Consider the following 10,770-nt stretch of genomic DNA (forward strand, 5'->3'; position numbering starts at 1 on the left):
GTGCCGACGGCGCGGGCGAAGGTGGCCTCGTCGACCTCCTCAAGCTCGATCACGAGCCGCGGCGGCTGACCGTTGGCGGCGTCGAGCACCGTGGAATTGGCGATTCGGGCAGGACCGGTCAGATCGAACACGATTCGGGAGCCACCGGGCATCACCAGCCCGTAGCGAAACGCCTTGACGAGGCCGCGCCCTGCGGTTCCGGCCCCCGGCGGCAAGTGAAAGCTGACCTGCGGCAGATCAATCACCACTCGATAGGGGTCGCTGAGCAGGAAGGCCCGGAACGGCACGGTCTTGTCCAGATCGAGCACGAAGCGGGTCTGGCGGGCGTCACCGGCAAGCCGGGCATCGGTGGCGATGGGGAACCCCGGACCGACAACCGGCGGTGGGACCTGCCCAACCGGACCGCTCTGGGCTCGCGCCGGAGAGACAACCGCACATAACATTTGCGTGACGCAGAGCGCCACGCATCCCAGCATAGAGAGGTATCCTGCCCGGCCAGTTGCCAATTCCGTGCCTCCGCGCGACGGTCTTACCGCAACCAATCCCAGGGGTTAATCGCCTAATTTTGTCATTTTCGTTAAAGGCCACCGATTGTTGCGGTTCCGCGACGCTTCCCTTGCACCGTCTGGCCATTCCTCGTATGTACGAAGGGCTGAAGGCTACTCCTTACTGCCGGTTGTGTCGCGTTCAACCTCCCGGTGAAACGCCGGAAGCTCCGTGGTCGGGTTTCTCACTTCGAGGTCCCTCGATCGTTGCGGAGGTTCCAGCGCCTTTCCGACGCTCCCCAAGCCTGCGCGATCCCCGCGCGGCTGCGACGGAAAGCTGGTCACGAGCCGAGTAGCGCCTAGCGCAGGCGCCGTCTCGCAGAGACCGTCCCGGGCACCACGTCAGATATGGCCAAGGGTCAGATTTGGTCGAGGTCAGACACGGCGTAGCCTGATACCACATTCCCGAGGGGAGTGGGTATCGATACAGGGCATGCGTCTCGGCGCAATCCGGCCTTCGGCAAGAGACAAAGGCGGCACCCGCTGCCGCCCACATATTCCAGACGGGCCGACGCTTGATGCGCCAGACTGAGTTGCCAACCATGACCAGCGGACGATCCGCGCCGATGCGGGGCCTGCCCCCCGCTCGGCCAATCGCCCCGCCGGCCCCAGGGGCGGCACGGCGCGACCAGCTGCGTTTAGGCCTTCCCCTCACCCCCGAATCAGGTGGACCGTCGCGTCATCCGACAGCGCGCCACGCGCTCGCGGCCAACCGCGTCCGTCGCCTCCAAGAGTTCCAATATGCCCAACAAGATGTTGATCGATGCTACCCACCCGGAAGAGACCCGGGTGGTTGTCGTCCGCGGCAACCGCGTCGAGGAATTTGATTTCGAAACTGCCCAGCGCAAGCAACTCCGGGGCAACATCTACCTGGCGAAGGTCACCCGCGTTGAGCCTTCGCTGCAGGCGGCCTTCGTCGAGTACGGCGGCAACCGCCACGGCTTCCTCGCCTTCAGCGAAATCCATCCCGACTACTATCAGATCCCGGTCGCCGACCGGCAGGCGCTGATCGAGGCCGAGGAGCGGGCCCACCGCGAGGCCGAGGAAGAGAGCGAGAACCGCTCCAACCGCCGTCGCAACCGTCACCGCAGCTCGCGGCGCCGCGGCAGCGGCGAGCGCGTTCAGAGCGAGATCGTGGAGGCCGCCGAGAGCGGTCAGCCGGTTCACGCCGAAGGTCATGAGGCCGACCACGAGGCGCACGAGCATCACGCTTACGCCCAGGACGATCATTCGGATCAGCCGCATTCGGATCAGCCGCATGCGGAAGCCGGCGAGCACGGCGAGACACATGGCTTCTCCGAAGCGCCGGTCGTCGCCCTCGGGCATCATGACGCGACGGACGCGCAGCAGGGTGCGGACGAGCCGTCTCACGAGCAGCACGATGCGGTCGCCGCGCAGGCGCCCGCGGAGCCTGTTGCTGCCGCCGAACAACCGGCCGCGGAAGCCGCAGAGACCACGGCCGCTTCGACCAGCGACGCGCCCGGCGCTGCTGAGGCAGACGAGGCTGACGATCATCATGAGACCCACGCTCACGACGAGCATGATCACGACGACCACGGCCATGACCATCATGAGCATGATCATCATGACCATGACGAGCACGATCACGACGAGCATGACCACGACGAGGACGTCGCCGATATCGCCCCTGTAGCCGGGCATGAGGGCGACGGCGTCACGATCGTGCCGGGTGACGAGAATGGCACCGAGGTCGTCTCCGACGAGCACGAGGAAGACGACGAGGAGATCGAGGAAGAGGTCGTCGAATCCGTCGGCGGCGACGACGTGCTCGAGGAGGTGCCGGAGCGCACCTTCCGTCCGCGCCGCCAGTACAAGATCCAGGAGGTCATCAAGCGCCGCCAGGTGATGCTGGTGCAGGTGGTCAAGGAAGAGCGCGGCAACAAGGGCGCTGCGCTGACGACCTATCTGTCACTGGCCGGCCGCTATGCCGTGCTGATGCCCAACACTGCCCGTGGCGGCGGCATCAGCCGCAAGATCACCTCGGCGCAGGACCGCTCGCGCCTGAAGGAAGTGGTGCAGGACCTCGACGTGCCCGAGGGCATGGGCGTCATCCTGCGCACCGCCGGCGCCAACCGCACCAAGCCCGAGATCAAGCGCGACTTCGAATATCTGCTGCGTCTGTGGGAAACGGTCCGCGACATGACGCTGAAGTCGCAGGCGCCGACCCTCGTCTATGAGGAAGGCTCGCTGATCAAGCGCTCGCTGCGCGACCTCTACAACAAGGAGATCGACGAGATCCTGGTGGCCGGCGAAGCCGGCTACCGCGAGGCGCACGATTTCATGAAGATGCTGATGCCGACCAACGTCCGGGCGGTGAAGCAATATCGCGACGGCCAGCCGCTGTTCTCGCGCATGGGCGTCGAGAGCCAGCTCGATGCGATGTTCTCGCCGACCGTGCAGCTGCGCTCGGGCGGCTACATCGTGATCAACCAGACCGAGGCGCTGGTCTCGATCGACGTGAACTCGGGCCGCGCTACGCGCGAGCATCACATCGAGGACACCGCGCTCAAGACCAACATGGAGGCCGCCGAGGAAGTGGCGCGGCAGCTCCGGCTGCGCGACCTCGCCGGTCTGATCGTCATCGACTTCATCGACATGGACGAGAAGCGGAACAACCGCTCCGTCGAGCGCAAGCTGTCCGACTGCCTGCGGCAGGATCGGGCGCGCATCCAGGTCGGCCGCATCTCGCATTTCGGCCTGCTGGAAATGTCGCGCCAGCGCATCCGCGCCAGCGTGCTGGAGAGCTCGACCGAGCCGTGCGCGCATTGCGGCGGCACGGGCCATGTCCGCTCGGTCTCGTCCGTGGCATTGCAGCTGCTGCGCAGCCTCGAAGAGGCGCTGATGAAGGGCGCGACCCACAATCTCGTGGTCCGCACCCGCACCGAGGTGGCGCTCTACGTGCTCAACCACAAGCGCGGCCATCTGCGCGACCTCGAGAACAGCTTCAAGGTCTCGCTCGCCGTCATCGCCGATCCGAATGTCAGCGGCCAGCAATCCTTCATCATCGACCGCGGCGAGCAGGTGCACACGCTCGAGGCGGCCAAGGCGCTGCTCGTGGCGCAGGCTTCCGCGCCGCCGCTGGTGGCCGAGGAGATCTACGACGACGAGGAAGCGTTCGACGTCGAGACGGAATCCGAGGTCGAGACCGAGGAGACCGAAGGTCTGTCCGAAGAGGCTGCCGATGGCGCCCCCGGCGATGGCGAGCGTGATGGTCCCCGCCGCAAGCGGCGCCGGCGCCGGCGTGGCCGCGGCGGCGAGGCCCGCGAGGGTGCGTTGCCGGAAGGCGCTGTCGTCTCTCCGTCAACCGAACCGGGCCTGGCTGCCGAGCAGCCGGCCGAGGACGGCGAGGCCGAGGAGGACGAGTCCGAGGAACAGCCGGCGTTCGCCCAGGGCGAGTCCAACGATCAGGCCAGTGGCGAACGGCGTCCGCGTCGGCGCGGCCGTCGCGGCGGCCGCCGTCGCCGTGGCGGCGCGGACGAAGGTCTCGCTGCGTCGATCGGCGACGAGCTCGCGCCAGCATCTGCGTCGGAAGCTGAAGCGGCAGTTGCGGATTTCGACGGCAATGGCGCACCTCACCACGACGACGAGGAATCGACCGAGCATGCGGCTCCTGCGCACGCCGTAGCTGCGACGGACTCTGATGAGACCGTCGTGACCACGCCTGCTGCGCCGGCCCCGGAGGCTCCCTCTCCGTTGACTGAAGCTGCCGTACAGGAAGCCGAGGCTCCCAAGACCGAGTCCGAGAAGACTCCGCGCCGGTCCACCGTGCGCGAGAAGGTCAGCTTCGCCACCGAGCCGAAGCCGGACAGCACGGCGTCCACCATGAATGTCGCCGAGAGCATCCCTGCTCCGGTTGCGCAGAGCCCGGCATCCGAGCCGGCCGCGACGGAGCCGGAGCAGACCCCGTCGGCCCCGCGCCGGGCCGGCTGGTGGTCGCGCCGATTCGGTGGCGGCCAGTAGGCCGCCGCACCCGTTCAAGCGTTCTAATGCAAAACGCCCGGCCGAATGGCCGGGCGTTTTTTGTTGGAATCGATCCGCCGCGCCGCGCGACGGGCTCAGCCGGTGGTGATCGCGGTCTCGACGTCCGACGGATCGATCTGCTGGTTGAGACGGCGCTGCAGCAGGTCGTGGTCGAGCTCTCCTTCCCACCACGACACGAACACGGTCGCGATGCCGTTGCCGGTGATGTTGGTGAGCGCACGCACCTCGCTCATGAACTTGTCGATCGAGAACACGATCGCCATGCCCGGCACCAGCGCCGGATTCACCACCGACAGGGTCGCGGCCAGCGTGATGAAGCCGGCGCCAGTGACGCCGCTGGCGCCTTTCGAGGTCAGCATCGCAACGATCAGGATGGTGACCTGCTGCGTGAACGACAGCTCGACGCCGAGCGCCTGCGAGATGAACAGCGTCGCCAGGGTCATGTAGATGTTGGTGCCGTCGAGATTGAAGGAGTAGCCGGTCGGCACGACCAGGCCGACCACCGGCTTCGAACAGCCGAGCCGCTCCAGCTTCTCCATCAGCTGCGGCAGCGCGCTCTCCGAGGAGCTGGTGCCGAGCACGATCAACAGCTCGTCCTTGATGTAGGTGATGAACTTCAAGATGCTGAATCCGATGAAGCGCGCGATCAGCCCGAGCACGATCACGACGAACAGGCCGGCCGTGACGTAGAACAGCGCGATCAGGCCGATCAGGTTGCCGAGCGCCGCCGGGCCATATTTGCCGATCGTATAGGCCATGGCGCCGAACGCGCCGACCGGCGCGGCCTTCATGACGACGGCGATGACGCCGAACACCGCATGCGCGGTATCATCGATCACGTCGCGCAGCCGGTGACCGCGCTCCCCCAGCGCCATCAATGCGAAGCCGAACAGGATCGCGAACAGCAGCACCTGGAGGATATCGCCGCGCGCCAGCGCGCCGACGACGCTGTCGGGAATGATGTTGAGGACGAAGTCGACCGACTTCTGCGCCTCGGCCTGCTTGACGTAGTTGGCGACCGCCGCCGCATCCGGCTTGGCGGCAAGGCCGTGACCGATCGGGGCGAGGTTGCCGACGATGAGGCCGAGCACCAGCGCGAAGGTCGAGACGATCTCGAAATAGACCAGCGCCTTGACGCCGACCCGCCCGACCTTGCTCGCGTTCTGGATGTGGGCGATGCCCGAAACGACGGTGCAGAAGATGATCGGCGCGATCACCATCTTGATCAGCTTGATGAAGCCGTCGCCGAGCGCCTTGATCCAGTCGTTGGTGGCGATGTTGGGAAACAGCCAGCCGACCAAGATACCGATCACGATCGCGATCAACACCTGCACATAGAGTACGCTGTACCAGGGCTTGCTGCCCTGTCGCGACGGAACGCCTGGCGTTCCGATTTCAGTCGCTGCCGCCATCGGCCTCATCCACCTTCGTCTATCGGGCGTCGCGTGTCCCAGCCCTTTGCGCGGCGCACCTCAGACAAATTGTCGCGGCCGAGTCAATGTCAACCAAGGTGGGTCAAGCGCCCTGCCCTAGCCGAGCCAGCGCGCGATCCGCGCCACCGCCTCGCGCATGTCCTCGGCGGAGCGTGCGTAGGAAAAGCGCACGTAGCTGCGGCCGTGGATCGGATCGAAGTCCACGCCGGGCGTCGCCGCGACATGGGTCTCCTCCAACATGCGCTTGGCGAACTCGAAGCTGTCGGTCGTGAAGTCGGAGACGTCGGCATAGAGGTAGAATGCGCCATCCGCCGGCAGGAACCGGGTCAGGCCGGCTTTCGGAAAGCCCTCGATCAGGATGCGGCGGTTCTCCTGATAGCCGTGCTTGATCGCCTCCATCTCCGGTCGGCCGTCGAACGCCGCCTCGGCCGCGATCTGCGACAAGGTCGGAACCGAGATCGCGAGATTCTGCTGCAGGCGTTCGATCGGACGCACCAGCGCGTCCGGCACCACCATCCAGCCGATGCGCCAGCCGGTCATGCAGAAGTATTTCGAGAACGAGTTGATGATCAGGGCGTCGGACGACAGCTCCGCCGCGGTGACCGCCGGAAAGGCGTAGTCGAGCCCGTGATAGATCTCGTCGGAGATGAAGCGGATGCCGGCGTCGCGCGCCGCGGCGATGACGCCGCCGAGCGCCTCGCGCGACATCATCGTGCCCGTCGGATTGGCCGGGCTCGCCACCAGCACGCCCTTCAATGGCGTCTTGCGATGCGCCGCGAGCAGCGCCTCCCCGGTCAGGGCATGGCGGTTCTCGGCGGTGGTCTCGATCAGCACCGGCTCGCAGCCGAGCGCGGTCAGGATGTGGCGATACGGCGGATAGCCCGGCACCGTCACGGCCACGCGATCGCCCGGCTCGAACATCGCCAGGAAGGCCAGGATGAACCCCGCCGAGGACCCCGTGGTGATCACGATCCGCGCCGGATCGATCTCGCACTTGTGGGTCTCGCGATAGTGTCGCGCGATGCGCTGACGCAGCGACGACAGTCCCAGCGCCGACGTATAGTCGATGCGGGCCTGGTCGAGCGCCGCATGGGCGGCTGCAATCGCGGTGCGCGGCGCCGGCGCGGCCGGCTGGCCGACCTCCATGTGAATGACCTGACCACCGCCAGCCTCGATGCGCTCGGCCGCAGCCATCACGTCCATCACCATGAACGGCGGAACATTGCTGCGGGCGGAGGGCGCGGTCAGGCTGGCGATCCGCTGTTCCAATGTCGGTATCACTGTCGCATCCACCATGGATATCTGCTATTGACCCCAGCTGTTCGGACCGCTCTCTGCACGCGCTGGCGTGAGCCCAATGAGACCTCATTGGGGCTCCTTCGCCGCAGATGAGCCGCATTCCGCCGTTTGGTGGGCAATAGCCCGTATCGAGCCTCGCGCCAATTGCAAAGATCGCCTGATGTTGCTCCGTATCGTGCTTCGCAAGAAACTGACCCGCGGATGTGCCGCGCTGGTCGCGGCCGCTGTGGCGCTGATGCCGATGGTGCCGGCTTCGGCGCAGCAGGGCAAGGGACCGCCGATCCTGCGCGATACCGAGACCGAGGTGCTGCTGCGTGAATACACGCGGCCGATCCTGCGCGTCGCCGGACTCGAGAAGCAGAACATCCAGATGGTCATCATCAATGATGGCTCGTTCAACGCGTTCGTCGCCGACGGCCGCCGCATCTTCGTCAACTACGGCGCGATCATGCAGTCGGACAATCCGAACCAGCTGATCGGCGTGCTCGCCCACGAGACGGGCCATCTCGCCGGCGGCCATCTCGCCAAGCTGCGCCAGCAGCTCGCCACCGCCCAGACCCAGATGATCATCGCGACCATCCTCGGCGCCGGTGCGCTTGCCGTGGGCGCCTCCCGCGGCAACAGCAATGGCGGCCTCGCCAATGCCGGCGCCGCCACGCTGGCGGCCCCGGGCGAGGTCATCCGCCGCTCGCTGCTGTCCTACCAGCGGCAGCAGGAGGAGAACGCCGACCGTGCCGGCGTCAAATTCCTCTCGGCCACCGGCCAGTCGCCGAAGGGCATGTACGAGACGTTCAAGCGCTTCACCAATGAGAGCCTGTTCGCCGCTCGCGGTGCCGATCCCTATCTGCAGTCGCATCCGATGCCGGCGGACCGCGTCGAGGCGCTGGAAGGTCTGGCGAAGCAGTCGCCCTACTGGGACAAGAAGGACGATCCGGCGCTGCAGCTGCGCCACGACATGGTCCGCGCCAAGATCTCGGCGTTCATGGAGCGACCGGACACGGTGGCGCGGCGCTATCCGCTATCCGACAACAGCATGCCGGCCCGCTATGCCCGGGCGATCTCGACCTACCTCCATGGCGACCTGCGCAGCGCGCTGAGCCAGATCGACGCGCTGATCCAGGCGCAGCCCAACAATCCCTATTTCTATGAGGTTCGCGGTCAGGCCCTGCTCGAAGGCGGCCGTCCGGCGGAGGCGATCGCGCCGCTGCGCAAGGCCGTGCAGCTGTCCAATAACGCGCCGCTCATCAACATGTTACTTGGCCAGGCCTTGGTGGCATCCGAGAACAAGGCCTACACGGAGGAAGCGATCTCGATCCTGCGCGCGGCGGTGGCGCGCGAATCCGAGGCGCCACTCGGCTATTCCCAGCTCGCGATGGCCTATGGCCGCAAGGGCGACTATGCCGAGGCTGATCTTGCGTCGGCCCAGGCCGCCTTCCTCCGAGGCGACAACAAGACCGCCCGCGAGCTCGCATCCCGGGCCAAGACCCGGTTCGCGGTCGGCTCGCCGGGTTGGGTAAAGGCGGACGACATCGTCGCGTCCAAGCCGCTTTCGAGCCAGTAGAACGACCGATTTGCTGCTAACATCACGTCCAGATTACCAAGATACCTCTCACAGCCCTCGACAAGGACCCGATCATTTGACCAAGAGGACCTCCTTCATGCCGTCACTCCGCACGCTCCTTCCCGCGGCGCTGCTCGCGCTCTCGCTCAGCGGCGTCCCGCAGGTCGCGACGGCACAGAGCATCTCCGACAGCCAGCGGGGCGAGATCGAGACCATCGTCAGGAACTATCTGATCGCCCATCCCGAGGTGCTCGAGGAAGCGATGGCCGAGCTGCAGAAGCGGCAGACCGCGGCTGAGGCGGCCAAGCACGAGGCGAGCATCGCCAAGAACGCCGACACCATCTTCAACTCGCCGCGCGGTGTCGTGCTCGGCAACAAGGATGGCGACGTCACCTTCGTCGAGTTCTTCGACTACAATTGCGGCTACTGCAAGCGCGCAATGGGCGACATGATGGAACTGATGAAGAGCGATCCGAAGCTGAAGGTCGTGCTCAAGGAGTTCCCCGTGCTGAGCCAGGGCTCGGTCGAGGCTGCGCAGGTCGCCGTCGCGGTGCGCATGCAGGCGCCGCAGAAATATCTCGATTTCCACCAGAAGCTGCTCGGCGGCCGCGGCCAGGCGGACAAGGCCCACGCGCTCGCCGTCGCCAAGGAGCTTGGCCTCGACATGGCGCGGGTCGAGAAGGACATGTCGAGCCCAGAGGCCAAAGCGACCATCGAAGAGAACTTCAAGCTCGCCGAGGAGATGGGCATGAACGGCACGCCGAGCTACGTGATCGGCAAGCAGGTTGTGATCGGCGCTGTCGGCGTCGAAGGCCTGCGCGAGAAGATCAGCACCGCGCGTTGCGGCAAGGCGACCTGCTGAGCGCAGCGCAGTACGGGATGAGAAACGAAAGGCCGGCTGGATCAGCCGGCCTTTTTGTTTTTTTGGCGTGAGCCGATCGCGCCTGTTCAGGCCGTCAGCTTCATGCCCAGCCGGGTCCGCAGCGCCTCGCGGATATGCTGGCGCGCGATCGCCTCGGCGCGGTCGGGATCGCCGGCCGCAATCGCCTCGATGAGCTCGGCGTGTTCGGCGGCTGCGGTCGCCGGGCGTCCTTCGGCGGCAAAGGTCGTGGTGCCCAGCAGCGAAATCGCCACGTGCATGTCGGCCAGCGCCGCATCCAGATAGCGGTTGCGCGCCGCCCGCTGCATCGCGCCGTGCATCAGCCGGTTCAGGCGCGCAAGCTCCGTTGCGTCGCCGGCTGCGGCGACGAAGCGCGCGTGAAGGTCGCGGAGCGCTGCAATTTCGGCGGGCGCCGCGTATTGCGCTGCAAGCCGGGCCGCCGCGCCTTCGAGGATCTCCCGCATGGCGTAGAGCTCGAGAACCTCGCTCGGGTGCAGGCTGCGTACGATCAGGCCGCGGCCACCGGCCGGCTGCACCCAGCCCTTCGCCATCAGCCGCCCGAACGCCTCCCGGACAGGGGTGCGGCTGACGTTCAGCCGCTGGGCGACCTCGTCCTCGCGCAGCCGATCACCGGATCGATAGACGCCGGTCTCCAGGGCCTGACAGACGGCACGGAACACCGCCTCACCCAATGAGACGTTGTCGCGGTCGATCGTGAGCGTGGGCAGGTCGGAAGTCATGAAAGTCACTGTCTCACAGCCCACCGCCGAGGAAAAGGCCGATTGCATATTTTTGTATACAATAGTATACGAAAATCCGTTGCAGCACCGCGGGTCGCTTGATGCCCCGGTTTGCTATCCCGGAGAGAGATCGCGTCATGACGACCGACGGCGGCATCGCCGATCATCCCCAGACCTACGACGTCGTGGTGGTCGGCGGCGGCAACGCGGCCCTGTGCGCGGCTATTGCGGCGCGCCGCGCCGGTGCCTCGGTGATCGTCCTCGAAGCCGCCACGAAATTCTATCGCGGCGGCAACACGCGCCACACCCG

At 66.3% G+C, this 10,770-nt stretch carries 8 protein-coding genes; 4 read left to right on the plus strand and 4 right to left on the minus strand.

Going from position 1 to position 10,770, the window contains the following annotated elements; translation table 11 throughout:
* Positions 1–476, minus strand: a 476-nt coding sequence (locus BRAO375_RS23200; RefSeq protein WP_244423248.1) for an AMIN domain-containing protein, incomplete at its 3' end; no start/stop codon positions are given.
* An 810-nt stretch (positions 477–1,286) separates the two neighbouring features.
* Here BRAO375_RS23200 and BRAO375_RS23205 point away from each other — a divergent pair.
* Entirely contained in the window at positions 1,287–4,526 is a 3,240-nt protein-coding gene (locus BRAO375_RS23205; protein ID WP_009029892.1) for an Rne/Rng family ribonuclease, read from the plus strand.
* A 95-nt stretch (positions 4,527–4,621) separates the two neighbouring features.
* Here BRAO375_RS23205 and dctA read toward each other — a convergent pair whose 3' ends face one another.
* Both dctA and BRAO375_RS23215 read right to left on the minus strand, forming a co-directional pair.
* Positions 4,622–5,959: a C4-dicarboxylate transporter DctA gene (gene dctA, locus BRAO375_RS23210; protein ID WP_009029893.1), complete on the minus strand. Its 1,338-nt coding sequence runs from the start codon at positions 5,957–5,959 to the stop codon at positions 4,622–4,624.
* Positions 5,960–6,076: 117 nt separating this feature from the next.
* Positions 6,077–7,276 (minus strand): pyridoxal phosphate-dependent aminotransferase, encoded by a 1,200-nt coding sequence (locus BRAO375_RS23215; RefSeq protein WP_009029894.1) that lies wholly within the window; start codon positions 7,274–7,276, stop codon positions 6,077–6,079.
* Positions 7,277–7,439: 163 nt separating this feature from the next.
* Here BRAO375_RS23215 and BRAO375_RS23220 point away from each other — a divergent pair, with 163 nt between their 5' ends.
* Complete coding sequence (locus BRAO375_RS23220) at positions 7,440–8,840, plus strand: M48 family metalloprotease (protein ID WP_009029895.1); 1,401 nt, start codon at positions 7,440–7,442, stop codon at positions 8,838–8,840.
* A 97-nt stretch (positions 8,841–8,937) separates the two neighbouring features.
* On the plus strand, positions 8,938–9,702 hold the full coding sequence (locus BRAO375_RS23225; protein ID WP_035641762.1) for a DsbA family protein: 765 nt from the start codon (positions 8,938–8,940) through the stop codon (positions 9,700–9,702).
* An 86-nt stretch (positions 9,703–9,788) separates the two neighbouring features.
* Here the strand turns inward: BRAO375_RS23225 and BRAO375_RS23230 are convergent, their stop codons facing one another.
* On the minus strand, positions 9,789–10,460 hold the full coding sequence (locus BRAO375_RS23230; protein WP_009029897.1) for a GntR family transcriptional regulator: 672 nt from the start codon (positions 10,458–10,460) through the stop codon (positions 9,789–9,791).
* Positions 10,461–10,597: 137 nt separating this feature from the next.
* Here BRAO375_RS23230 and BRAO375_RS37590 point away from each other — a divergent pair.
* On the plus strand, positions 10,598–10,770 hold a 173-nt coding region (locus BRAO375_RS37590), incomplete at its 3' end, for an FAD-dependent oxidoreductase (protein WP_139031453.1).

It is taken from the genome of Bradyrhizobium sp. ORS 375 (assembly GCF_000239775.1).
Taxonomy (GTDB): Bacteria; Pseudomonadota; Alphaproteobacteria; order Rhizobiales; family Xanthobacteraceae; genus Bradyrhizobium.